Below are 24,044 nucleotides of genomic sequence, written 5' to 3' on the forward strand. Positions count from 1 at the left end.
ATGTACGAAGCCCATTTCGGACTGCAGGAAGCACCGTTCGCATTGACGCCCAACACCCGCTATTTTCTGCGGGCGCCCAGCCATGGCGATGCGCTGGAACTGTTGTTGGTGGCATTAAAAGAGCGGGAGGGCTTTATCAAAATCTCCGGAGAGGTGGGCACAGGCAAAACCCTGTTGTGCCGGCTGCTGCTCAATGAACTCGAGCAGATTGCCCACACCGCCTATATTCCCAATCCCCAACTTACCCCGGATACCCTTTATGAAGCGGTGGCCGAAGAGCTGGGTGTGGATATGTCCGGATGCGCCAATGCCCACCAGGTTCTCAAGGCCATCAACGAACGGCTGATTGCCCACGCCATGGAGCAGAAGCCGGTTGTCCTGGTGATTGATGAGGCCCAGGCGATGCCGGAGGAGACCATCGAGGCGTTGCGCCTGCTGACGAACCTGGAGACCGAGAGTGTCCGGCTGTTGCAGGTGGTTCTGTTTGGTCAGCCCGAACTGGATGTGCTGCTTCAGAAACAGAGTCTGCGCCAACTGAACCAGCGCATTACTTTCCACTACCGTCTGGCGCCACTGGACCGACACTCGGTTGCCCAGTATCTGCGTCATCGCCTGGCCCAGGCCGGCTATAACGGCGCCGATCTGTTTGCCCCGGGCGCGCTTCGGCTGATTACACGGGCCTCCGGCGGTATTCCAAGGCTGGTTAATATTCTTGCTCACAAATCGATGCTGGCGGCCTGGGGCCGGGGCGACCGCCTGGTTCAGAGAGGCCATGCCCTGCAGGCTATTCGCGACACAGAAAGTGTCCGCTCGCCTGGTCTGATCGGGAGGTGGTTTTGAGTCTCCTGAACGATGCCCTGCGGGCAGCAGAACAGCGTCAGAATCGGCCGGAAGTGGCTGCGGCCTATGCAGGGCATCCCCGATCGCGAGGCCGCCCGCGTTCCGGGCTTTGGGCAGTCGTATTGCTCTTGGGCACAGGCTTGGTAGGCGCGTCTGCCTTCTGGTTCATGACTCGCACCAGCAGTGAAGAGATGCCTGCCGATGTGAGCGCCTCTCCAGCGCAGGAAACCGTTACAGAGCCGCCACCGGCTCCTGAGGCTCCCATTGTGGTACAGCCCGAACCCAAATCCAGGGAAGTAGCCGAGGCGGTCGAGCCAGAGTCAAAGCCAAAGCCCAAACCAGTAAGAGTCGAAGCTTCCGAGCCTGAAGTCGCCGTCAGTAAGCCGGTGGTGGCAGAGAGCAAGCCTGCCCAGGAAGCAGAAGCACCAACCCCGTCAGTGAAACAGGTTCGTGAGACGCCCGAAGCCATTGACCGTCGAGTCAGCCGCGAGCTGACGTCATTACTCCGAAGCGGTGAAAACCGGGAGGCTGAGCAGAGGTTGCAGGAACTGGCAGCCTCCCAGGCTGCGGCGGCCAGCCGGGAAGTCTTTGCTCGTCAGATGTTGGTACAGGGAATGCCTGACAGGGCCCTTGTTTGGCTTCCGGAATCCGTCACAGACAGTCATTCCGGGCTGCGACTGCTCAGAGCCAGGGCACTTCATAGCAAGGGTGGGCTGACGGAAGCCCTGGCCACCCTTGAGAGCAATGTTCCCGCTGTGAACCAGAACGTGGAATATCGGGTAACCCTGGCAACCTTGCTGCAACAGGCGGGCCGCAATACCGAGGCGGCCCGACACTGGTCGGCCCTGATTGCCGAGGACGACAGCCGCGCGGCCTGGTGGGTGGGCCTGGCGATTGCTCTGGAAACAGGCGGTGAGATCAATAGCGCGGTTCGGGCCTACAGCCAGGCCGCCCAGCTACCCGGGCTTTCGCCTTCCCTGGCGGATTATGTTCGTGAACGACTGAAATCTTTACAGGCGGGATGATGACAACAGAGCCGAGAAAGAAAGTCCGGTTAGGTGACCTGCTGGTTCAGAATGATGTCATTACTGAGCAGCAGCTGATGACCGCCCTGCGCGAGCAGAAGAGTACCGGTCGCAAGCTTGGCAAGACGCTGACGGATCTTGGCTATGTGGACGAAGACAGCCTGCTCAATATCTTGTCCCGTCAGCTCGATGTGCCTTTTGTTCAGCTGCGTCACTACCAGTTCAACAATGAGCTGGTAAAGAAACTCCCGGAAGCCATGGCCCGTCGGTTCCGCAGTATCGTGCTGGCGGAGCATAGTGGCGAATTGCTTGTGGGCATGGCCGATCCTCTGGACATCTTTGCCTACGATGAGCTGGTCCGCATTCTGAAGCAGCCCATCAAACAGGCGGTGGTGCGGGAAAGCGAGCTGCTGAACACTCTGGACCTGGTGTACCGGCGTACCGATGAGATTGCGTCGCTGGCGGAAGAGCTGGAAGACGAACTGGGCGACGATGCGTTCGACCTGGCGGATCTCTCCGCCGAATCCGAAAGCGCTGAAGCGCCGGTGGTCAAACTGCTGCAAACGCTGTTCGAGGATGCTGTTCAAGCGCGCAGTTCGGACATCCACATCGAGCCGGACGAGACTGTGGTCCGCATCCGGCAGCGGGTGGATGGGGTACTGCAGGAACAGGTGATGAAGGAAAAACGGGTTAATGCCGCGCTGGTCTTGCGCCTGAAGCTGATGGCAGGCCTGAACATCTCCGAGAAGCGGATGCCCCAGGACGGGCGTTTCAACGTTCGGGTCAAGGGCCGCAGTATCGATGTGCGGGTTTCCACCATGCCGGTTCAATACGGCGAATCGGTGGTTATGCGTCTTCTCGATCAGAGCCAGGGTATGCTGAACCTGGACGGCACCGGGATGCCGGCTCAGCTGCTGGAACGGTTCCGTCGGATGATCAAGAAGCCCCACGGCATGATTCTGGTGACGGGCCCCACCGGTAGCGGTAAAACCACCACGCTCTATGGCGCGTTGACGGAACTGAATCACCCTGAAGTAAAGATCATCACCGCCGAGGATCCGGTGGAATACCGTCTGCCCCGGATTACCCAGGTGCAGGTGAACCCAAAAATCGGCCTGGAGTTCGCCAATGTCCTCCGGGCCGCGCTGCGTCAGGATCCTGACGTGATACTGGTGGGTGAGATGCGGGATCGCGAGACCGTGGAAATTGGGCTGCGAGCCGCCATGACCGGCCACCTGGTGCTCTCCACCCTGCACACCAACGACTCCATCAGCAGTGCGATGCGGCTTATTGATATGGGCGCGGAACCGTTCCTGGTGGCCAGCTCCCTGCTCGGTGTTGTTGCCCAGCGTCTGGTACGGCGGGTGTGCGATAACTGCGCCGAGGCCTACACCCCCACGGAGCAGGAACTGGTCTGGCTGCGCAGCTTTGATCTGGATCCTCTCGATATGGAAGCCGGGTTCGTCCATGGCCGAGGGTGCTACCAGTGCAGCAACACGGGCTACAAGGGCCGGATTGGCGTCTACGAAATGCTCGAGATGAACGAGGCCATGCTGGATGCCCTGCGCCGTCAGGACGTTTCGGGCTTCACCAAGGCCGCTCGTCTGAGCCCTCTCTATCGGCCGCTGGGTCAGTGCGCCATGGATTTTGCACTGCAGGGGACGACCACGCTGGAAGAAGTGGCCCGAGTGGCAGCCACATCCGAGGGCGAGTTCGCTCCAGAGGATGAAGTTCCCCTGCCGGATGAGCCGATCGGGGGAGGTGCCTGATGCAATTCAGCTACCGGGGCAAGGATGAACGTGGCAGTGTCCAGCAGGGTTTGCTGGGCGCTCCGAATGCCGATGCCGCTGCCACGGAGCTGATGCGCCGGGGGATTACCCCGCTCGCGATCCGGGAGGTGGAGGAAACGGAGTCGGTTGTTGATCGATTGAATCGGCTGCCGATCTTCCGGAAAAAAGTCACCCTGGATGAACTGATTGTATTCTGCCGTCAGATGCATGCGCTGACCAAGGCTGGCATCCCCCTGATCCGGACCATGCGCGGCCTGGCGGAAACCACCAGGTCGCCAGTATTGGCGGAAGTGTTGGACGATGTGACCACCCGACTTGAGGGCGGCACAACCATGGCGACGGCCATGCAGGCGCACCCGAAGGTTTTCTCGGAGCTGTTTGTCGCCATGATCCATGTGGGCGAGAACACCGGGATGCTGGACGACGCCTTCCGGCGCCTGTCAGAAATCCTCGAGCTGGAGCGGGATACCAAAAGGCGTCTCAAGCAGGCCATGCGTTATCCGACGTTCGTCATCATTGCCCTGTTATCGGCCCTGATGATCGTGAACTTTCTGGTGATCCCGAAATTTGCTTCGGTGTTCAACAAGCTGGGGGCGGATCTGCCGTTCCTGACTCAGGTCCTGGTGGGTACTTCCAATTTCCTCCTGGCCTACTGGTACGTGATGCTGTTTGCAGTGGCCGCTGGCGGATTGTTGCTGCGGCAGTGGAAACAGACTGAACAGGGCCGGCTGACCTGGGATCGTTACAAACTCAGGTTGCCGATTATCGGACCGCTGCTGGAATTGATCACGCTCAGTCGGTTCGCGAGGAACTTTGCTACCATGCTGTCCGCCGGCATGCCCGTAACAACCGCGTTAACCGTGGTAGCGGACACTACAGATAACGCCTGGATCTCGATCCACATCAAGGAGATGCGCACGGGCATCGAGCGAGGCGAGAGCCTGCTCAGAACCGCTCGGCAAAGCCAAATGTTCACTCCGCTGATTCTGCAGATGATTGCGGTGGGCGAGGAAACCGGTTCAGTGGACGACATGCTCAACAACGTGGCGGATTTTTATGATGAGGATGTGGACTACGGCCTTAAACGGCTGGCGGAGTCCATTGAACCGATCCTTATTGTGGCCATGGGCATCCTCGTGTTGATTCTGGCACTGGGCGTGTTCCTCCCGATCTGGGACCTGGGGGCTGCCGCCATGGGGCGGGGCTGAGTGCCAGCGGCAAGGCAGTCGGACGCCAGCGGGTACGCGCTTTCCCGCAAGTTTCGTCTGGCGGTAGTGGTGATGGTGCTGGGCGTGCTGTGGTGGTTCTTGCTGGGCGTGTTGGAGCGGGAAACACGAAACGCCGAAGCACGGGCGGCCAATATGGTGATCGGCCAGCTCAGATCGGCTCTGGTGATCAAGGGTGCCGAGGTTATGCTTAGCCGTGACGGGCGTCTTGCGGAGCATCGGGGCATCAATCCGTTTGGGCTGGTGGAACACCAGTGGGGCAATTACAAAGGGCAGTGCCAGGCCGAACAACTGGCACCGGCCACCTGGTGCTTCCGGGTTAAAGAACAAAAAGAAACAGAAAGCGGGCCCAAAGGCTGGTTAATTTATAAACCAGGGCAGCCGATAACCATAGACAGTCGGCGAGCCATTGAGGGACAGCCTCTGGTCTGGGAAGTGACAACGGAATTTGCAGACCGCAACGGGAATGGCATGCGGGAGCAGGAAGAACGGCTGACGGGGTTAAAACTGGCCCCTGTGTCGTTGACAGAAGAAGCAGCGCAAACGCAGGATGCCCAACGCTGACCAGACGGACGAACGAAACCGTAAAGAGGCCGACGCTATGAAGCGGGACTTTAGAACGAGCAGACAAAAGGGTTTCACCCTGATTGAGCTGGTGGTCGTCATTGCCATCCTGGCAATTCTTGCCGCCTTTGCTCTGCCACGATTTGCCCAGCTGTCCGAGCAGGCGCATCAGTCGAGTATTCGGGCAACTGCGGGGGCCTTGGCGGCGGGTGTTGCCCTGGCTAAAACCCAGTGGGTATCCAACGGCTTCACTGCTGCAGAAACGGATGTGGTGGGCTTTGGTAATGACAACGTGGATGTCAGCGATGATGGCTGGCCGACCTCCGTTGCTTCAAACGATACCAGTACCACGATGGACGCCACCAAGTGCGAGGAAGTCTGGCTGGGTGTTCTCCAGTCGAATGCACCGACTGTGGGCACTACAACGCCAGCCGAATACCTGATCTCGGTCACTGGTGGAAATTGTGTTTTCACCTATCAAGCAGACAACCAGGGCAGCACCATTGCGTACGATGCTGATACTGGGGAAATAACCACAACCATTAATTGATAAACCTCAAAGCCAATTGGCGATAAAAACGGAGTACGACCATGAAAGCGATGACAGCCATTGCGGCAAGAAAAGAGAAAGGCTTCACCCTGATCGAGCTGGTCATGGTGATTGTGATTTTGGGGATTCTGGCGGCTTTTGCTTTGCCAAGGTTTGCTAATTTTACTAACGAAGCGCGTGTTGCAACCATCAATGGTGCTGCTGGATCCGTTCGGTCTGCGGCTTCGATAGCTCATGCACGCTGGGTGGCTGACGGAGACTCTTCATCTACCTCGGTCACGCTGGATGGAACCTCGGTTGCTATGAACGCCACAAATGGTTATCCCTCTGTTTCGGGTATTGTAGATGCGGCTCAGCTAAGTTCGGAGTTTGATGTAACTCCTGATGCGACTACCGCCACCACAGCAGTAGTTTCTCTAAAGGATTCCGACGGTAATGCGATAACAAACTGCAGCTTCAATTACGATGCCCTTACGGGTAATGCAACAGCACCGACGGTAAGTGGATGTTGATGCAAAAATTCCGATAGTGGTGGCTTTGGGTATAGCGCTTTCTGTGCAGCTCCCACACTAGGAGCTGGTAGGGGCATGAAAATGAGAAACGCCCAGAGAGAATCGGGATTTACTCTCGTAGAGCTGGTAACGGTCATCATCCTGATCGGAGTCCTCTCCGCTCTGGGCATTGGCCTGTTTGCCAGAAGCTCAGCTTTCTCCCCCCTGGTGGCCAACCAGCAACTCGCCTCCGCCACGCTGCTTGCCCAGCAGGCAGCAATGGCTGGAAACTCAGCTGGAACAGTCACGATCAAACAGACCTCAGATGATTTTGTGTTCACGGTTGGGGTCGGCACCGGCAATGCCCGTACGTTCAGCGTTGAGCGCGCCGGATCCAGCCTTGGGGGTGTTGCCCTCCCACTTATCCTGACGTTCACCAAGGAAGGAAATTTATCCGGCGGTGCCAATATCAAGCTTACCTTCACGGGCGATAGCACCTATCAGACATGTATCAGCTCCCTCGGCGCTGTTTACCGTGGAGGCTGCCAGTCATGAACCGGCGTTCCCAAGGCGCAACGCTGGTGGAGCTGGTTATCACCATCGTTATCATCAGTGTTGCGATTGCCGGTGTTGTCGGTGCTTTCGCATTGATCAGTGGCCGGAGTGCCAACCCGCTGAACGAGACGAGGGCAGTAGCGCTGGCGCAGCTTTACATGGATGAAATCATCACCCATAAATACGATGACCAGACACCTCAGGGTGGCGTCCCACGGTATTCCGGTAGTTGCTCGATCGGTTCTGAAGGCTCGGAGACGCGATCAACGTTTGATGACGTAGACGACTACGATGGCTTGAACGAAACCCCGCCTGCCAGCGCCGTGTCGGCCTTGTCCGGTTATTCCGGTTTTTCAGTATCTGTGACAGTGGTTTGTGCTGGGGATGAAGTGGGATTGCCGGTCTCTCAGGCTAAACGGATTGACCTGGTTATTTCTGCGCCGGGCGACGGTCAGTTTGCTTTCTCTGCGTACAGGGCGAACTTCTAATGAACGCTAGCCGGGGCTTTACGTTAGTCGAGCTGATTATGGTGATTGTTCTGCTCGCGATTGTGGCCACGATTTCGGTCCGTTTCGTTGCTTTGTCGACAACCGGAGCGATCGATCTGGGATCAAGGCAACTCCGCTCTTTCTCGGCCGTTGTCATCAGTGAGCAGATCAGTCGGGCGCTGCGTGAAGCCCTGCCAGGTTCCGTTCGTGTCGACGGTAGTGGATCCTGTATTGAGTGGATGCCGGTTGTTGCAGTATCAAACTATCTTAACTTGCCTCGGGGAGCCAACCCTGATTCGTTCGAGGCGGCTCCTCTGGCCGGTGGTACCGGTGCCAATGGGCGGGTCGTTGTGTATGGTTATGGCAGCAACCTCTATTCGACCGGCAGTCCCGGCCCTGTATCACCTCCAGCAATATTGCCGAGCGGTCCCTCTCCGGTAACCGTGACGTTTGATGGTGGCGCTAACCATCGCTTCTCTACTCAATCCCCAGAGCGTAAATTCTTCATAATTGATGAGCCTAGGACCTTTTGTCAGCAAGGCAGGTTTCTGTTCCGTTACCGCGATTATGATATTCAACCCTCGGTGGCGACAGCCTTGCCCTTAGCGATGCCTGGCAGAGAAGTCCTTGCGGCGGAGCTGGTGGCTGATTCTCTGCGTTTCGAGGTTGTTCCTCCCTCGCTACAGAGAAATGGTGTGGTGTCTTTCAGCTTCGAGCTGGTCAGCCCGGAAACAGGGGAAGTAACTAGCGTCAGTCAGGAGGTTCAGATTCGTAATGTGCCCTGACAACCTCTTGAACCGACAGTCTGGCGCTGGTCTGCCGGTAGCGCTATTTGTAATCACTGTTTTGGCTTTGTTCGTCGTTGTCATGGCTCAGCTGCAGCAGAGCAGCGGAGAAGCGATCAGCCTGCAGGTCCAGTCCCAACGCGCCTTTTTTGCTGCAGAGAGTGGCGCCCAGGTCGCAGTGCGGGAGGTTCTTGAAGGAGGCGCGTGCAGCTCGGTAACGACGCCTAGAACCTTCTCGGTTAGCGGTCTTTCCGGTTGCCGCGCAGTTCTGGCATGTGAGTCGGTTTCCGCGGAGCTGAATGGTAGCGCTCCGTTGGAGGAGATCTTTACCCTGACCAGTACCGGACAGTGTGGTACCGGCATTGATCGTGCGGAGCGAGTGGTGGAGGTTAAGGTCCGATGAGAAATTACTGTGGTGCTCCCCGACACGGATTAAAAAACCTGGCTTCGATCGTCTGCCTGTTGCTGATGGTGGTTGCGCCCCAATGGGCTTATGCGGCTTGTTCTGAGTTTGCGGGTCTGGCGACCATTAACGAAATATCGGAAAAAGATGGCTTTATAGAGATTAAGTTGCTCTCTTCCAGCGTCGAGCCATCTGAGTATTCCTCCTGGCAGCTTCAGTTTTGTTCAACGGACGGCAAAAACAATCCCACGATTTCCTGCAGCGGCGCGCTGTCTCTCACATTGGCGGATCGCGGCGATTCACCGTGGTTGATCATGGGTGGTAATGCGCTCGGAAACACGGACATAAATCTGGCGGGCATGGATGCGAGGCTTTCCGATGCAGCCGGTAACACCATTGATTACGTCCAGGTTGGCAACACTGTCTCTGGTTCACAGGATACCTCCTGTTCTTCCAGTCCTGACGAGCTGCCTTTTGATACCTATTTGCCTCTCGTGGGAGGGGAAAGTGGCAAATATGCCCGTAGGCTTCCTGATGGCACCGGATCCTGGAGCATGAGCTCCGGGGCTTCTGATGGAAAGGATACGGAAGGGGATACCAATGAGGGTGCCATCCCCGGGCCTGACATTAGCGTTGAAAGCGCGACTGTGTTTCAGGGGCAGACCGCCAGTTTTAAGGTTACCCTCAATGCCATTGCCGGCCGGGATTTGTCGATTGGCTATCAGACGCGAGACAGCTCCGCGACCGCTGGCACTGACTACAGTGCACGCTCCGGAACCGTCGCAATTCCAGCTGGCCAGGATCAGGCCATCATCAGTGTGCCAACATTGCAGTCCGGAAGTCTTGAAGAGCGCCAGTTCTTTCTGGAGCTCACGTCGGCGCAGGACAGCTCTGGAGATCGCTATGGCGTGTTCAGATCCCAGATTGGGGTGGGCACCATTCTCCCTGCGCCGGTTGCCGATTGGCATCTGGACAATGGCCCCTGGAATGGATCCGCCGGTGAGGTTCTTGATGCTTCCGGAAATGGACTTCATGGACAAGCTTCAGGCCCGCCAAATTTCTCCACACAAGGTCCAGCGCGTCCCGGAAGCCCGGGAACCTGCGGATATGCGCGCTTTGACTCTGCCAACAATGACTATATCGAGATCGGTGACCAGCCTGCATTGGATCTTTCAGGACCTCTGACCATCAGCGCCTGGATCAATCCAGCGAGCTTCCCGCGTTCTGGCATCCGGACCATCGTCTCCAAAGACGAGAACTTCGAGTTCCACATCAATTCCAGCCGCGAGATCTACTGGTGGTGGCGAACCGACAATGGCCGCACCTTTTCGTTCACCACAAACGGCGCCAATCTGACAGAGAACCGTTGGTACCATGTTGCTGTTGTCTACGAGATTGGGCGTCAGGCCATATATATCGATGGTGTGGAGTCGGGATCAGCCAGTTGGTCGGGCAATCTGATGACCAACAATGACCCCTTCCATATCGGACAGGATCAGTTTTTCGGAGGACGTTACTTTGATGGACTGATTGATGAGGTTACGGTTTTCAGTGCTGCTTTTGACGACAAGGGAATCGAGCAACTTTACCTTCGGGCTCGGCCTTGTGGCTTCAATCAGTTGGATCGTTTTGAGGTTTCGGTGCCAGCAACGGCCAGTGTTTGTGAGGGTGCGGAGGTCGTCATCAGGGCGCTGGACCAGAGTGGTGATCTGGTGACCGGGTATGAAGGCGCTGTCTCACTCGTAACCAGTTCAAGTCGTGGGAATTGGAGCGGCAGCTCTCCCCGCTTGACCGATCGCCCCCAAGGGGCCCTCGCGCCCAGCCCTGATACGGATAATGACGGCACGGTTTCGTACATGTTTGCCAATGCCGATAAAGGTACCGTGTCGTTGCTGTTGGAGAACGCCTCTGCCGACGAACTAACGGTGGTGGTAGAAGATCTCGCAGATGGGCAACAGGGGCGTTCCGGACCGGTTCAGTTCCTTGAAAATGCCTTTGTTATCGAGGCTAACGATACCAATGGCCTCGATATCGTGGCTGAACGCAATCACGACTTTTCAGTCCGAGCGGTTCGTCGGGACCAGACCACCGGCGAATGTGGCCTGGTAACCGAGTATGATGGACTGATTGATCTGAAAGCCTGGCTCTCACGCAGCGGGGACGATCCCGGTGGGGCTCCACCAGAGCTTCAGGGCGGCGCTGGTGCCGTGGTACCGGGGAATTCCCGGCCTTCTACTGACAACCTAACGCTTGCATTCAGTGGCGGGACCACGAGCTTTTCGCTTGCAACCAGCGATGTCGGACAGTATCGGCTGAATCTGCTGGACGACACATCGGGGGCTGTGGTGGATGCGGGGGGCGATCCGTTGCCCGTCTCAGGAGTCGGGGGGCAGTGGACGATCAGGCCGGACCGTTTCTCTCTCACGGTAACCGGTAACCCTTCAGCGAACAACGCTTCGGGCGATGTTTTCAGGGCGACAGGAGACGCATTTGAGCTGGTCCTTTCTGCGTTGGGCGCTGCAGGCAATACACTGGTCAGTTATGGTCAGGAAGGTTCGCCACAGGGGGCTGAGCTGACGCACAATCTGCTCCAGCCAGCCGGCGGTGAGACCGGTACTTTGTCGGGTACCTCGCAACTACCCGGAAGCACCTTCAGCGCCGGGGTGGCGACCATCAGTGATTTGAGCTGGAATGAGGTCGGTATTCTGGAGCTCGTTTCCAGCAACCCTGCTTATCTTGGGGTGGCGCCAGGTGTGAGTGGCGTATCCGGGAGCGTAGGGCGGTTTGTGCCTGACCGTTTTGACGTCACGGTCTTGTCGGGAGAGTTAGACCCTTTCTGTGATTCCGGTGCGCCCTTCCTTTACGCAGGCCAGCCTACCGGTTGGTTTATTGCTCCTGAGTTACTGATTGAGGCCAAGGGGCCGGGAACCTACACCACCAAGAACTACACAGAAGGCGGCTTCATGAAGCTGACGCCTTCCTCAGTGCTACGCAGCAGCCCCACCAGCGATAACAGTGCTATTGATAGCACTGGTGTGAACTATCCAGTAACGTCTTCACTTCAGGCTGGTTTGGTTTCAGTCGGATCGCCGGGCGTGGTTTCCTACACCTTCTCAACAGCGGACGAGATCACATACCAAAAATCCACCGAATCGCGAGTCGCGCCCTTTGCGCCCGACCTGACTATCTCGGTGGATGCAGTTCAGGATTCGGACAATGTGTCCGCAGCGGCAATGCCCGTTTTGGTGAACCCGGCTGCTCCTCTGGAACTCCGGTACGGTGTGTGGAGCATGGACAACGTTTATGGTCCAGAGGATGTGGCGTCATTATCAATGCCCTTCAGAGCGGAGTTCTGGAATGGAACCCGTCTGGTGACAAATCAGGACGACAGCTGTTCTTCATGGTCAACGGCGTCGATATCGGATCCAGAGGTCCACCATTCGCTTATTTCAGACACCGGGACTCTGGGGAGTGGGGTCGGTAGCCCGCTCACCCTTCAACCGAACGGTACGCAAGGCACAGATATGATTGTTTGGGACGTCCCACTCTGGCTTGAAGATGACAGCGACGGTGATGGTGCTCTCGATGATCCGGTTGGGCTGGCAACGTTCGGCGTCTATCGGGGCCACGACAGAGTGATCTACTGGCAGGAACGATAAAAAAAGGGCAGGACCTGAGTCCTGCCCCAAAACATCAACGAACCCCGGCGGCTCGCCAATCGTCAGTCGTCTTCGTGTTCCGGATGATCCATCCCCAACTCATTGATCTTTCGGGTCAGCGTATTTCGCCCCCATCCCAACAGAATCGAGGCATCACGGCGGCGGCCGCCGGTGTGCTTCAGGGCTGTTTCAATCATGATTTTCTCGAACTCGGGCACCGCCGTATCGAGAATCCCTTTCTTGCCCCGCTTGAGCTCCTGTTCGGCCCAGTTTTTCAGACCCTCCTGCCAGGTCGTTCCCGTGGTCGGTGTCTCCGCCTGGTGCAGCAGTTCCGGCGGCAGGTCATCAATGTGGATCTCGCGACCACTGGCCATCACGGTCAGCCAGCGGCAGGTGTTCTCCAGCTGGCGGACGTTGCCCGGCCAGGGCAGGGTGGTGAGGTATTCCTCGGCCTCTTCGCGCAGGATCTTGGGCTCTACGGCCAGCTCTTTCGCGGCCCGTTTCAGAAAATGCTGCATCAGGCGGGGGATGTCTTCCCGGCGTTCGGCCAGCTTGGGCAGATGCACGCGAATGACGTTCAGACGGTGGAACAGGTCTTCCCGGAAGGTGCCCGCCTGGACCAGCTTTTCGAGATCCTGGTGGGTTGCAGCGATAATCCGCACGTCCACCTTGATGGGCGTTGTGCCACCCACCCGGTAGAACTCGCCATCAGCCAGAACCCGCAATAGTCGTGTCTGGGTGTCAGCGGGCATATCGCCGATCTCATCCAGGAACAGGGTTCCGCTATTGGCCTGTTCAAAACGGCCCTGACGGGCGGCGCCGGCGCCGGTAAACGCACCTTTTTCGTGGCCAAAGAGTTCGGATTCAATCAGGTCTTTTGGGATCGCGGCCATGTTCAGGGCGATGAACGGGTGGTTCGCCCTCGGGCTGTGGTTATGCAGCGCCTGGGCCACCAGCTCCTTGCCTGTGCCGCTCTCGCCGTTGATCAGCACGGTGATGTTGGAGTGGGAAAGCCGGCCAATAGCCCTAAAGACTTCCTGCATGGCCGGTGCTTCACCGATGATTTCGGCGTTACGTTGGGCCATCTCTGCCTGGGGTTCACCACTGGCACGTTTTTCGTGGCTATGGGCAACGGCACGTTTGACCAACGCTACGGCATCATCCACATCGAAGGGTTTTGGCAGGTATTCGAACGCGCCAGTCTGGTAGCTGGTTACCGCGCTTTCCAGATCCGAGTGCGCGGTCATGATGATGACGGGAACGTCCGGGTGAACGTCCACAATCTGGGAAAGCAGGGTGATGCCGTCGACGCCGGGCATCCGGATATCGCTTACGATGGCATCCGGCTGCTCGTGTTCCAGCCGCATCATGATGCTTTCACCACTGTCAAAAACTCGGGGCTGCATACCGGCCTGGTTAAGGGCGCGCTCCAGCACCCAGCGAATACTGCGGTCGTCGTCTATGATCCAGACGTTCGCCGGTTGGCTCATGGGGTGTCCTCCAGAGGCAGGAAGATGATGAAGTCGGTGCGGCCTGGTTCGCTCTCGCATTCAACCAGTCCACGGTGTTGGCCGATGATGCTCTGGGTTATGGAAAGGCCCAGACCGGTGCCACTGGCACGGCCACTGATCATCGGATAGAAAATGTTCTGCACGAGCTCCGGCGGAATGCCGGGGCCGTTGTCGATAACATCGATCCGGCACACCAGCCGATGGCGTCGGTTGCCAATCGTGAACTGACGCAGGGTCCGGGTGCGGAAGGTAATCGTCGGCGGCTCTTCGGAACTGGGGCCAGCCTGATTTTCAAAGGCCGCCTCCATAGCATTTCGGGCAATATTCAGGAACGCCTGAATCAGTTGCTCCTTGTCACCCTTGAACTCTGGAATGCTGGGGTCGTAATCCCGTTCGAAATTCAGTCGCCCTTTGCTCTCTGCCTCCAGCAGCGTGCCCACGCGTTCGAGGATTTCATGGATGTTGGTCGGTGCCAGCTTCAGCGCCTTGTTCGGGCCCAGCATCCGGTCAACCAGGCTTCTGAGCCGGTCTGCTTCGTCAATGATGACCCTAGTGTATTCCCGCTGATCCTCACTATTGAGTTCCCGGTCAAGAAGCTGCGCCGCGCCCCGGATGCCTCCAAGCGGATTCTTGATCTCGTGTGCCATGCCCCGAACCAGAATACGGGTGGTCTCCTGCTGCGAGATGATGTCTTCCTCGCGGCTGATCCGCATCAGCCTGTCCCTGGGCTGGATTTCGATCAGTAGTTCCGTCGGTTCCAGACTGATTGGCGTTACGGAATAGTCGACCGTAAGCCGGGAGCCGCTTGTGAGAAGAAACTCGGCCTCCCGGCGGGTGTAGGATTGCCCGTTCCGGACGGCGGCAAAAAGTGTTTTCAGGGCGTCTTCGGATTCGACCAGAATGTCCTGGAAAGGCTGGCCGTGACTGCGGGTCATGCTGGTTTCGAACAGGCTTTCGGCGGCCGGATTGAGATACCGGATGGTCAGGTTATCTTCGAGTACCAGAACAGCCGTAGTAAGACTGTCGAGAATACTCTTGTATCCGGTTTGATGGGCCGAAGGCAGTGCCATGCGTGAATCCCGTTGGTTCGACATAGTGTGACCCCCGGAGTTTTGCAAAAAGCGAACCACTTTGAACCATGTTCATAAATGAATGGGCAAAGTGCGGGCAGAGGGGCGTATCGGCGCTGAAAAGTGCCGTAAGCTGGTGCAAATGGAAAGAATGCCTCTGACCAGCCTGGAAACTTCGCCCTGTTGCTGATCAGAGTATGGCTTTTTTCTGGTGCGTGCGCACCATAATAGTGCGGCCCGTTCGGTCTGCCCGGTTAGTTTAGTGCGGAAGGGCGATGAACGGTGAAGGTAATGGGTGAGCCGGTTTTCACCTGAACACCGTTTTCATCCACGATATGGACGCGGGCTTCATGGGATCCACGGAAGACGTTGTTGACGGTGATTGAGCCGGACGTGCTCTGCCCCACGGGCTGTCCGTCCAGAGTCACCTCGTATTTGTGGCCGGACTGGAGGCCAGGGGTGCTGCGCACCTCGAACTGGACATCGCCGCTGCCACTGTGGAAAGCCTGGTTGTTATCCGGATAGGCGAAGGAGACACTGTCGTAAACTGCGCCCTCTCGCTGGACTTCTTCACGGAGCTTTTCGGTTTCCTGAACGACCTCTGGCTTGGGCAGGGTGATGGTCGTGACCGGCTTTACCTCAACCGCTTCAGCGCCTTCGCTGGGTTCGTCAGAGTAAGTGACGTTGCCGTAGGAATCGACGTTGCGGTATACCTCGGCAGAAACCGGAATTGCCAGAAAAAACAGAAGGCCGGTAACCAATCCAGACTTTGGATTCATAAGCTCACCTGTTATTGGGTTTCCCCGATTATCGGCGGCGCCCAGAGTCTTTTCAACGCCTGCGGCCCCGGATGTTGGTTACATATCGTTAAGGGCTGCAGGCACTGTGCTTTCGCTCACAAAAAAAGCCCCGCACAGGGGCGGGGCTTTGTCTGCTCGTCCTCTAAAGAGAGGTTTTAGCAGGAGTAGTACAGATCGAACTCGACCGGGTGAGTGGTCATGTTCAGTTTCTCGACTTCACCGCGTTTCAGATCTACGTAGCCCGCGATCATATCTTCGGTGAATACGCCGCCACGTGTCAGGAACTCGTGATCCGCCTCCAGGCAGTCCAGAGCTTCAGACAGAGTCTCAGCCACTGTCGGAATGCTCAGAGCTTCTTCCTTCGGCAGGTCGTACAGATCCTTGTCCATGGCATCGCCGGGGTGGATCTTGTTCTGGATGCCGTCAAGGCCAGCCATCATCAGCGCTGCGAACGCCAGGTACGGGTTGGCTGACGGGTCAGGGAAGCGAACTTCAATACGACGCGCTTTCGGGGTATTCACGTACGGGATACGAATAGAGGCAGAGCGGTTACGGGCAGAGTAGGCCAGCATAACCGGTGCTTCGAAGCCCGGAACCAGACGCTTATAAGAGTTGGTTGAGCTGTTGGTGAAGGCGTTGATGGCCTTGGCATGTTTGATCACACCGCCGATGTAGTACAGGGCGGATTCGCTCAGGCCAGCATAGCTGTCACCGGCAAACAGGTTCTTGCCGTCTTTGCTCAGGGACATGTGAACGTGCATGCCGGAACCGTTGTCACCTACAACCGGCTTGGGCATGAAGGTCGCAGTCTTGCCGTAGGCGTGCGCCACGTTATGTACGCAGTACTTGAGGATCTGAACTTCATCAGCCTTTTTGGTCAGCGTGTTAGCGCCAACACCGATTTCGCACTGGCCGGCAGTGCCGACTTCGTGGTGGTGAACTTCGATGTCCAGGCCCATGGATTCCATAGCTGCACACATTGCGCCACGCAGGTCGTGGAGACTGTCAACCGGCGGAACCGGGAAGTAGCCGCCTTTAACGCCCGGGCGGTGCCCGATGTTGTTGCGATCGAAATCTTCGCCGGATACCCAGGCAGCTTCCTCAGAGTGGATGTGGTACATCGCACCCTGCATGTCTACGTTCCACTTTACGGAGTCAAACACGAAGAACTCCGGCTCCGGGCCGAACAGGGCGCCGTCTGCGATGCCGGTGGACTTGAGGTATTCCTCTGCGCGGCGGGCAACGGAGCGCGGATCACGCTCATAGCCCTGCATGGTAGAAGGCTCTACGATGTTGCAGGTGATGTTCACGGTGGTTTCTTCGGTGAACGGATCGAGTACAGAGGTCTCGTCGTCCGGCATCAGGATCATGTCGGATTCGTTGATGCCTTTCCAGCCCGCGATGGAGGAGCCGTCAAACATCTTGCCGTCTGCGAAAAAGTCTTCATCTACTTCGGTGGCAGGCAGTGTAACGTGCTGCTCTTTACCGCGACTGTCAGTGAAGCGCAGATCAACCCATTTGACTTCGTGCTCTTTGATCAAATCAACTGTCTTGGACATTGTGCATGCTCCGTAAGTTATACCGCACAGGCGGCTGTATTCATGTTCGTGGTGCCGGATCGCCCGGGTTAACGGGTTCCGATCTGTTTCTCAGGTTTGCGCAGCTTAGCAAATGCCGTTGCGTCTTACCTGCAAAATTCGGCTGATTTCGATAAAGCAAGGCGCTTGCCAATTTTTAGGGCATGCTCCAGAACAGCGCAACTGCAAGGGTTTGGGGCATATCAGGAGGAAAATCGTCGCTCCGAGGCGGACACCTGCACTTAATTGGTGCACCTTGTTGGTGCATTTATGGAGTGGGCGCCCTATCCGGGTGCGCTTGCCTTATATAAAGAATAGGCGTTTTTCTTCATATTAACGACACAGACTTTTCGCTATACTGCGCGCCGCTTCATTTTTTACCCTGTCATTTCCAGATCCATGATCGGAAAGCATCGTTCAGGGTGCCGGGCAGCCAGCTCCGGTGAATGAGTTCATTTTACGGATTTGAGACGGCATGTGCTGGGATTCCCCCTGCGAACGACCTTCTCAGGTCATTGAGTGCATGCCGCAGGAATATTTTTGTGATTGAAAAACTTCGTAATATCGCCATCATCGCCCACGTTGACCATGGTAAAACCACCCTCGTAGACCAGCTTTTGCGCCAATCCGGTACCCTGGATCGGAAGGAGCTGGATAGCGAGCGGGTCATGGATTCCAATGATCAGGAAAAAGAGCGGGGCATCACCATTCTGGCCAAGAACACGGCCCTGAAATGGAACGACTACGATATCAATATTGTGGACACCCCGGGCCACGCTGATTTCGGCGGTGAGGTTGAGCGGGTCATGAGCATGGTCGATTGCGTGCTGCTGGTGGTTGATTCCATTGACGGCCCCATGCCCCAGACCCGGTTCGTTACCCAGAAGGCATTTGCCGCGGGCCTGCGCCCGATCGTCGTGGTTAACAAGATTGACCGTCCCGGCGCTCGTCCAGACTGGGTCGTGGACCAGGTATTCGACCTGTTTGACAACCTGGGAGCCACTGACGAGCAGCTGGACTTCCCGATTGTGTTTGCCAGCGCTCTGAACGGCATTGCCGGGATGGATCACGAAAACCTGGATGACAATATGGATGCCGTGTTCCAGGCGATTGTTGATCACGTGCCGGCGCCGAACGTGGATCCGGATGGCCCGTTCCAGATGCAGATCTCCCAGCTGGACTACAACAGCTTCCTCGGTGTAATCGGTATTGGTCGTATCATGCGCGGCAAGGTCAAGACCAATTCGCCGGTAACCGCCATTGGTGCCAACGGCAAGAAGCGTAACGGCCGTATCCTCAAGATCATGGGACACTCCGGTCTTCAGCGTGTGGAAGTCGACGAAGCTCAGGCTGGCGACATTGTCTGTGTCAGTGGCATGGACGAGCTCTTTATCTCTGACACCCTTTGTGATCAGGCCAACGTTGAAGCTCTGCCGGCACTGACGGTGGATGAGCCGACCGTGTCCATGACCTTCCAGGTCAACGATTCGCCCTTTGCCGGCAAGGAAGGCAAGTACGTCACCAGCCGGAACATCAAGGAGCGCCTTGAAAAGGAGTTGCTGCACAATGTGGCGTTGCGTGTTGAAGAGGGTGACTCCGCGGACAAGTTCAAGGTATCCGGCCGTGGCGAGTTACATCTGTCTGTACTGATTGAAAACATGCGTCGCGAGAACTTTGAGCTGGCGGTTGGCCGTCCGGAAGTTGTTATCCGCGAAGTTGACGGCGTGAAGCAGGAGCCTTACGAGAACGTCATTGTTGATATCGAGGAGCAGCATCAGGGCGCCGTCATGGAGCAAATGGGTCTGCGTAAAGGCGACCTGACCAACATGGTTCCGGATGGCAAGGGCCGGATGCGTTTGGACTATACCATTCCAGCCCGGGGCCTGATTGGTTTTCGGAACACCTTCCTTACCATGACTTCAGGCACTGGCATTCTGACTTCGACTTTCAGCCACTACGGCCCGATCAAAGTTGGCGATGTCACCAGTCGCCAGAACGGTGTCATCGTGTCCATGGCTACGGGTACCGCTTTTACCTACTCTCTGGAAACCCTGCAGAGCCGTGGCAAGCTGTTCCTGGATCCGGGGCAGGAAATCTATGAAGGGCAGTTGTGTGGTATTCACAGCCGGGACAACGACCTGGTGGTCAACCCCACCAAGGCCAAAAAGCTCGACAACATGCGCGCCTCTGGCAAGGATGAAGTCATTGGTCTCGTGCCGCCGATCAAGTTCACCCTTGAGCAGGCGCTCGAGTTTATTGATGACGACGAGCTGGTGGAGGTGACACCGAAGTCCATCAGACTGCGCAAGAAGCTCCTGACCGAAAACGAGCGCAAGCGAGCCAACAAGAAGTAATTTTCTGATTGTTGTTTCGTGTAATGAGAAAGGGTCGGATGAATGAATCATCTGGCCCTTTTTTTATGGGCTTAAGCTAAACTCCGGTTAAATCCTCTGAACGGAGCGGTCAATGCTCACTCTATACCCGGAAATCAAACCCAACGCCCAGCACCGTATTGCTGTTGATCTGCCTCATGAGCTCTATGTTGAGGAAAGCGGGAACCCTGACGGGATACCGGTGCTCGTCGTTCACGGTGGGCCTGGTGGTGGGTGCGAGGACTATCACCGTCGCTTCTTTGACGCCGAGAGATTCCGGATCATTCTGATGGATCAGCGTGGTGCCGGTCGATCCACCCCGCTGGCTGAGCTTGAGGGTAACAGCACGGACAAGCTGGTTGAGGATATGGAGGTGGTTCGTTTGTTCCTTGGTATCGACAAGTGGCTTCTGTTTGGCGGTAGTTGGGGGTCGACCCTGAGTCTTGTCTATGCCCAGACTTATCCAGAGAGGGTCTCCGGCCTGGTTCTTCGGGGTATTTTTCTATGCCGACCTCGGGATATCCAGTGGTTCTATCAGGACGGCGCCAGCCGCGTGTTCCCGGATTATTGGTCTGACTTCGAAGCACAGATCCCGGAAGACGAGCGGGATAATATGGTGGCGGCCTATTACCGCAAACTGACCAGTTCCAACGAGCTGGAGCAGATCCAGGCGGCCAAGGCCTGGTCGGTTTGGGAAGGCCGGTGTGCAACTCTGCATCCTAACCCCAGGGTGGTTGAGCACTTTGGCCATCCCCATGTGGCCATCGCGCTGGCCCGCATCGAATGCCACTATTTCATGAACTCCGCCTTTCTCGAGTCAGACCAAATCATTCGCGACGCGGACCGCCTGGCGGACATTCCCGGAATAATTATTCATGGCCGATACGATATGGTTTGCCCGCTGGACAATGCCCTTGCACTCAGCAGGGCCTGGCCGGAGGCAGAGTTTCAGATCATTCGCGACGCAGGTCACTCCGCTTCTGAGCCTGCCATAATCGATGCACTCATTCGTGGTGTTGAGTCCGTTGTTGCAAAAACTGACAAAAGTGCTGGCTGAATTCCGTTTTCAGGGTTGCGGCCGGTAACGGCCATGGATACACTCTTGCTCGATCTTAATTTTTGCCTGTTCAATCGTCCTCAAGGCAGTTGATGAAAGGATTGATCCAGCGAGTTTCGCAAGCCAGTGTTACCGTGGGCGGTGAGCAGATAGCCTCGATCGACACAGGCCTTCTGCTGTTGCTGGGTGTCGAAAAAGGAGATGGCGAGCGCGAGGCAAGGGAACTTTGCCGAAAAATCCTCACTTACCGTGTGTTTCCCGATGATGCAGGCCGGATGAATCGCAGCCTGCAGAATATCGGTGGGTCCCTTCTTGTTGTTCCTCAGTTTACTTTGGCAGCTGATACGTCTTCCGGAACCAGGCCCGGTTTCTCTCTTGCCGCGGAGCCGGAGCATGCCAATAAGCTATACGAATCGTTTATGGCAGATGCACGATCGCAGTTGGGGGCGGACAAGGTGAGTGAAGGGAGGTTTGGCGCGGATATGGAGGTTGGTTTAGTCAATGACGGTCCTGTCACGTTCATGCTTGAGAGTAAAAAAAAGGGTGCGTAAGTACTTGCACTAGTATTGTGCGCAGGCCGCCATGCGGGGCTCTGATGGTGCAAAAATATCGTGACAGTCTTTGGCGACACCGAGCGACGGCGTTCTAATATTTTGTTTATAAAGAATTAATGTGAATCTGGCCTCGGATTTGAAGTGCAACTGTAACGCTGCTCACAAGTGCGAAATAGCATAAATATTTGCGTTTCTGCTGCCAAAAGAGCTAAAAATGCACACCAGTTAATTTGCAAAATGAGAATTATTGTATTAAAACAGTTTCATCATTCAGAGCTTTAAGAAAGTTCTGTAAGTGTTTGAGCTGTATAGATCTGGAATCTGTCAGATTTAATCGAAAAAGAAGAAAAGTTACTCCCGTGTCATCAAACTGACATGGAGGTAATACAGAATCGGCCTCATCCAGCCTGACTGGTGAAGCCTTATAAAATCGGGATAAGAACCCGTCGCTAAAACCTGAGTTAACTCAAAAAGGAAGACGCAACATGAAAAAAACGCTCATCGCATCTGCTATTGCAGCCGCTACCTTCTCTGGCAGTGTTTTCGCCCAGTCTGAAATGTCAGCTTCCGAGCTGGCTGCCAAGATGGACTCCATGCCGTCCGTATACGGCAACATCCAGTACGTTCTGAAGCACACCAACGTTGATGGTGCTGGCTCAACCGTAGAGCACGCTGACAACGGCTCCACTCTGGGCGTGAAGCACGACCACGAAATCGCTCCGGGCATCACCGGCTTCTTCAAGCTGGAGCTGGAAGGCATCAATGCTGACGACAAGTCCAGCAGCAACGGTATCGATGCTCTGGATGAAGCTTACGTCGGTGTTAAGGGCGACAGCTTCGGTCAGGTTTGGGTTGGTTCTGACGACTCTGTATACGAAAGCGCCATTGTCAAAATCGGCAACTTCCACGAGGTTGGTTCTGATATCTTTGCCAACTACGAGACCGGCGAAGGTGATCTGGTTCAGTACATGTCTCCGTCCTTCGGTGGCCTCACTCTGTCTGCCGCTGTTCAGGTTAACGGCGACAACGACACCAAAGGTGGTTCAGAGAAGTCTTACCCTTACCAGCTGGTTGCTACCTACGCGGTTGACGCACTTGAAATCTCTGCTGGTGTTGATTCCAACGACGGCGGTGCTGGCCCCAATAACGAAAACAGCTACGGTCTGACTGCAACATATAGCGCTGGTGACTTCAGCGTTATCGGTGAGTACCAGACTCGCAAAGACGTTAATGACATCGTTGGCGTGATGGGTGTTTACACCATGGGTGCGAATCAGTTCGCTCTGTCTTACCAGATGCTGGACGACGATGCCTCTGGCGACAAGAACGACACCATCATTCTGCAGGCTCTGCACAACGTGTCGGATCACATGTACGTTTACTTCGAAGGCTACCTGTCTGGTGCGGACTCAGCTATCTATGAAGATCCGGACACTGGTGCTGCCAACGCCGGCGATGAGCAGTCCATCGCTTCTGTTGGTGCTGTTTACTACTTCTGATCAGCCAACCGGCTAATCCAGTAGTATGAAAACCGGCGACCTTGGGGTCGCCGGTTTTTTGATATTGGCAAAGGCAAGTCTTTGTAAAGATAATAAGATTGTTAAAACCTGAGATAATTTTATAAGGAAAATGACATATGCAAAAAAGGCTCATCGCATCGGCCATTGCAGCCACTACATTTTCTGGTGCATTGCTGGCTCAGGAGACTAGGTCAGCATCTGAGTTGGCCGCTCAGATGGATTCTATGCCAACGGTTTACGGCAACATTCAGTATGTTCTCAAACATACCAATGTAGATGGAGCCGGTTCCGAGCTGGAGCACGCAGACAATGGTTCTACTCTGGGTGTTAAGCACGATCACGATATTGCACCTGGCATTACGGGTTTCTTTAAGCTGGAACTCGAGGGTATCAACGCTGACGATAAGTCTGAGAGCAGCGGCATAGATGCCCTGGACGAAGCCTACATCGGTATCAAAGGCGATAACATTGGCCAGATCTGGGTGGGCTCAGATGACTCAATTTATGAGGTCGCTGTCGACGAGGTTGCCCAATTCCATGAGGTGGGGTCTGACATCGGCTTTAATTACGAAACGGGTGAAGGCGACCTTGTGCAGTACATGTCACCCTCTCTCGGCGGTCTAACGGTTGGGGCAGCTGTTGAGGTAAGTGGTGATGCCGAGGGTAAGAAGTCATACCCATGGCAGCTCGCAGCTATGTATCAAATGGATGCTATCGAGCTAGCTTTCGCGGTCGATTCAAACGACGGTAGCAAAGACCTTGATCCAGACACGGCAGGCGTGCAGTTCAACAACGAAAACTCTTATGGCCTTCGTGCCAGCTATAACCTGGATAACCTTCGTCTGACAGCCTCCTACGAAACCCGCAAGGATGTTGCAGACGTTGTTGGTATGATGGGTATCTACACGATGGGCGCCAATCAGTTCGCGCTGTCCTACCAGCTCCGCGATGAAGACTCCGCTTCTGGCGATCAGAACGACACCGTCATCCTGCAGGCTCTGCACAACGTATCGGATCACATGTACGTCTACTTCGAGGGTTACCTCTCCGGTTCCGATGCCGCAGACGAGTACACCCTGGAAGGCGCGTCTGGCGACGAGCAGTCCATTGCAGCTGTTGGTGCTGTCTACTACTTCTGATCAGCCAGCCGGCTAATCCTGTAGTATGAAAACCGGTGACCCTTGGGTCGCCGGTTTTTGCGTTTCTG

The 24,044-nt window shown here is 56.1% G+C and carries 21 protein-coding genes; 17 read left to right on the forward strand and 4 right to left on the reverse strand.

The window, feature by feature from the left end:
* From FMN52_RS05060 to FMN52_RS05115, 12 genes are all read left to right on the forward strand, one after another.
* Entirely contained in the window at nt 1-840 is an 840-nt protein-coding gene (locus FMN52_RS05060; protein WP_148607574.1) for an AAA family ATPase, read from the forward strand.
* On the forward strand, nt 831-1,865 hold the full coding sequence (locus FMN52_RS05065; RefSeq protein WP_148607575.1) for an MSHA biogenesis protein MshN: 1,035 nt from the start codon (nt 831-833) through the stop codon (nt 1,863-1,865). Before FMN52_RS05060 ends, FMN52_RS05065 begins: the two co-directional genes overlap by 10 nt.
* Complete coding sequence (locus tag FMN52_RS05070) at nt 1,865-3,634, forward strand: GspE/PulE family protein (protein WP_148607576.1); 1,770 nt, start codon at nt 1,865-1,867, stop codon at nt 3,632-3,634. The genes FMN52_RS05065 and FMN52_RS05070 overlap by 1 nt, the downstream gene beginning before the upstream one ends.
* Complete coding sequence (locus FMN52_RS05075; RefSeq protein WP_148607577.1) at nt 3,634-4,863, forward strand: type II secretion system F family protein; 1,230 nt, start codon at nt 3,634-3,636, stop codon at nt 4,861-4,863. Before FMN52_RS05070 ends, FMN52_RS05075 begins: the two co-directional genes overlap by 1 nt.
* Entirely contained in the window at nt 4,864-5,445 is a 582-nt protein-coding gene (locus FMN52_RS05080) for a hypothetical protein (RefSeq protein WP_148607578.1), read from the forward strand.
* Nucleotides 5,446-5,482: 37 nt separating this feature from the next.
* On the forward strand, nt 5,483-5,995 hold the full coding sequence (locus tag FMN52_RS05085) for a prepilin-type N-terminal cleavage/methylation domain-containing protein (protein WP_148607579.1): 513 nt from the start codon (nt 5,483-5,485) through the stop codon (nt 5,993-5,995).
* 41 nt (nt 5,996-6,036) lie between these two features.
* Nucleotides 6,037-6,507: a type II secretion system protein gene (locus tag FMN52_RS20080; protein ID WP_141697248.1), complete on the forward strand. Its 471-nt coding sequence runs from the start codon at nt 6,037-6,039 to the stop codon at nt 6,505-6,507.
* Nucleotides 6,508-6,582: 75 nt separating this feature from the next.
* Nucleotides 6,583-7,041, forward strand: coding sequence for a type II secretion system protein (locus FMN52_RS05095; RefSeq protein ID WP_148607580.1), 459 nt, complete (start codon nt 6,583-6,585; stop codon nt 7,039-7,041).
* Nucleotides 7,038-7,529, forward strand: a complete 492-nt coding sequence (locus FMN52_RS05100) for a type II secretion system protein (protein WP_148607581.1) — start codon at nt 7,038-7,040, stop codon at nt 7,527-7,529. Before FMN52_RS05095 ends, FMN52_RS05100 begins: the two co-directional genes overlap by 4 nt.
* Entirely contained in the window at nt 7,529-8,314 is a 786-nt protein-coding gene (locus FMN52_RS05105) for a type II secretion system protein (RefSeq protein ID WP_148607582.1), read from the forward strand. The genes FMN52_RS05100 and FMN52_RS05105 overlap by 1 nt, the downstream gene beginning before the upstream one ends.
* The gene (locus FMN52_RS05110) at nt 8,304-8,717 is read left to right on the forward strand and encodes a hypothetical protein (RefSeq protein ID WP_148607583.1); all 414 of its coding nucleotides are present in this window, start codon (nt 8,304-8,306) and stop codon (nt 8,715-8,717) included. Before FMN52_RS05105 ends, FMN52_RS05110 begins: the two co-directional genes overlap by 11 nt.
* Complete coding sequence (locus tag FMN52_RS05115; RefSeq protein ID WP_148607584.1) at nt 8,714-12,376, forward strand: DUF6701 domain-containing protein; 3,663 nt, start codon at nt 8,714-8,716, stop codon at nt 12,374-12,376. The genes FMN52_RS05110 and FMN52_RS05115 overlap by 4 nt, the downstream gene beginning before the upstream one ends.
* Before the next feature lie 62 nt (nt 12,377-12,438).
* On the opposite strand, the gene ntrC is transcribed toward FMN52_RS05115, so the two are convergent.
* From ntrC to glnA, 4 genes are all read right to left on the reverse strand, one after another.
* Nucleotides 12,439-13,866, reverse strand: a complete 1,428-nt coding sequence (ntrC, locus tag FMN52_RS05120; RefSeq protein WP_148607585.1) for a nitrogen regulation protein NR(I) — start codon at nt 13,864-13,866, stop codon at nt 12,439-12,441.
* The gene (gene glnL / locus FMN52_RS05125) at nt 13,863-14,957 is read right to left on the reverse strand and encodes a nitrogen regulation protein NR(II) (protein WP_148607586.1); all 1,095 of its coding nucleotides are present in this window, start codon (nt 14,955-14,957) and stop codon (nt 13,863-13,865) included. The genes ntrC and glnL overlap by 4 nt, the downstream gene beginning before the upstream one ends.
* A 254-nt stretch (nt 14,958-15,211) precedes the next feature.
* Nucleotides 15,212-15,736: a DUF4124 domain-containing protein gene (locus FMN52_RS05130; protein WP_148607587.1), complete on the reverse strand. Its 525-nt coding sequence runs from the start codon at nt 15,734-15,736 to the stop codon at nt 15,212-15,214.
* Between the two features lie 176 nt (nt 15,737-15,912).
* Nucleotides 15,913-17,316, reverse strand: a complete 1,404-nt coding sequence (gene glnA, locus FMN52_RS05135; RefSeq protein ID WP_148607588.1) for a glutamate--ammonia ligase — start codon at nt 17,314-17,316, stop codon at nt 15,913-15,915.
* 560 nt (nt 17,317-17,876) lie between these two features.
* Between glnA and typA the strand changes: the two genes are divergently transcribed.
* The 5 genes from typA (at nt 17,877) to FMN52_RS05160 (ending at nt 23,976) form a co-directional block, all read left to right on the forward strand.
* Entirely contained in the window at nt 17,877-19,688 is a 1,812-nt protein-coding gene (typA, locus tag FMN52_RS05140) for a translational GTPase TypA (RefSeq protein ID WP_148607589.1), read from the forward strand.
* A gap of 112 nt (nt 19,689-19,800) precedes the next feature.
* Nucleotides 19,801-20,763 carry a prolyl aminopeptidase gene (pip, locus tag FMN52_RS05145; RefSeq protein ID WP_148607590.1) on the forward strand — a complete coding sequence of 321 codons (963 nt, stop codon included), beginning with the start codon at nt 19,801-19,803 and terminating at the stop codon, nt 20,761-20,763.
* A 92-nt stretch (nt 20,764-20,855) separates the two neighbouring features.
* Nucleotides 20,856-21,314, forward strand: a complete 459-nt coding sequence (dtd, locus tag FMN52_RS05150) for a D-aminoacyl-tRNA deacylase (RefSeq protein WP_148607591.1) — start codon at nt 20,856-20,858, stop codon at nt 21,312-21,314.
* A gap of 488 nt (nt 21,315-21,802) precedes the next feature.
* Entirely contained in the window at nt 21,803-22,816 is a 1,014-nt protein-coding gene (locus FMN52_RS05155) for a porin (RefSeq protein WP_148607592.1), read from the forward strand.
* A gap of 137 nt (nt 22,817-22,953) precedes the next feature.
* Nucleotides 22,954-23,976, forward strand: a complete 1,023-nt coding sequence (locus tag FMN52_RS05160; protein ID WP_148607593.1) for a porin — start codon at nt 22,954-22,956, stop codon at nt 23,974-23,976.
* The last annotated feature ends 68 nt before the right edge of the window (nt 23,977-24,044 follow it).

This window comes from Marinobacter sp. BW6, assembly GCF_008107725.1.
In the GTDB taxonomy this organism is placed as follows: Bacteria; Pseudomonadota; Gammaproteobacteria; order Pseudomonadales; family Oleiphilaceae; genus Marinobacter.

Bases quoted from the DNA above. Each gene is read 5' to 3' on its own strand.
- FMN52_RS05130 (WP_148607587.1), bottom strand. From the start codon at position 15,736: ATGAATCCAAAGTCTGGATTGGTTACCGGCCTTCTGTTTTTTCTGGCA.
- dtd (WP_148607591.1), top strand. From the start codon at position 20,856: ATGAAAGGATTGATCCAGCGAGTTTCGCAAGCCAGTGTTACCGTGGGC.
- FMN52_RS05105 (WP_148607582.1), top strand. From the start codon at position 7,529: ATGAACGCTAGCCGGGGCTTTACGTTAGTCGAGCTGATTATGGTGATT.
- FMN52_RS20080 (WP_141697248.1), top strand. From the start codon at position 6,037: ATGAAAGCGATGACAGCCATTGCGGCAAGAAAAGAGAAAGGCTTCACC.
- FMN52_RS05100 (WP_148607581.1), top strand. From the start codon at position 7,038: ATGAACCGGCGTTCCCAAGGCGCAACGCTGGTGGAGCTGGTTATCACC.
- FMN52_RS05085 (WP_148607579.1), top strand. From the start codon at position 5,483: ATGAAGCGGGACTTTAGAACGAGCAGACAAAAGGGTTTCACCCTGATT.
- FMN52_RS05095 (WP_148607580.1), top strand. From the start codon at position 6,583: ATGAAAATGAGAAACGCCCAGAGAGAATCGGGATTTACTCTCGTAGAG.
- ntrC (WP_148607585.1), bottom strand. From the start codon at position 13,866: ATGAGCCAACCGGCGAACGTCTGGATCATAGACGACGACCGCAGTATT.
- FMN52_RS05160 (WP_148607593.1), top strand. From the start codon at position 22,954: ATGCAAAAAAGGCTCATCGCATCGGCCATTGCAGCCACTACATTTTCT.
- FMN52_RS05110 (WP_148607583.1), top strand. From the start codon at position 8,304: ATGTGCCCTGACAACCTCTTGAACCGACAGTCTGGCGCTGGTCTGCCG.
- FMN52_RS05070 (WP_148607576.1), top strand. From the start codon at position 1,865: ATGACAACAGAGCCGAGAAAGAAAGTCCGGTTAGGTGACCTGCTGGTT.
- FMN52_RS05115 (WP_148607584.1), top strand. From the start codon at position 8,714: ATGAGAAATTACTGTGGTGCTCCCCGACACGGATTAAAAAACCTGGCT.
- FMN52_RS05155 (WP_148607592.1), top strand. From the start codon at position 21,803: ATGAAAAAAACGCTCATCGCATCTGCTATTGCAGCCGCTACCTTCTCT.
- glnL (WP_148607586.1), bottom strand. From the start codon at position 14,957: ATGGCACTGCCTTCGGCCCATCAAACCGGATACAAGAGTATTCTCGAC.
- FMN52_RS05075 (WP_148607577.1), top strand. From the start codon at position 3,634: ATGCAATTCAGCTACCGGGGCAAGGATGAACGTGGCAGTGTCCAGCAG.
- pip (WP_148607590.1), top strand. From the start codon at position 19,801: ATGCTCACTCTATACCCGGAAATCAAACCCAACGCCCAGCACCGTATT.
- FMN52_RS05060 (WP_148607574.1), top strand. From the start codon at position 1: ATGTACGAAGCCCATTTCGGACTGCAGGAAGCACCGTTCGCATTGACG.
- glnA (WP_148607588.1), bottom strand. From the start codon at position 17,316: ATGTCCAAGACAGTTGATTTGATCAAAGAGCACGAAGTCAAATGGGTT.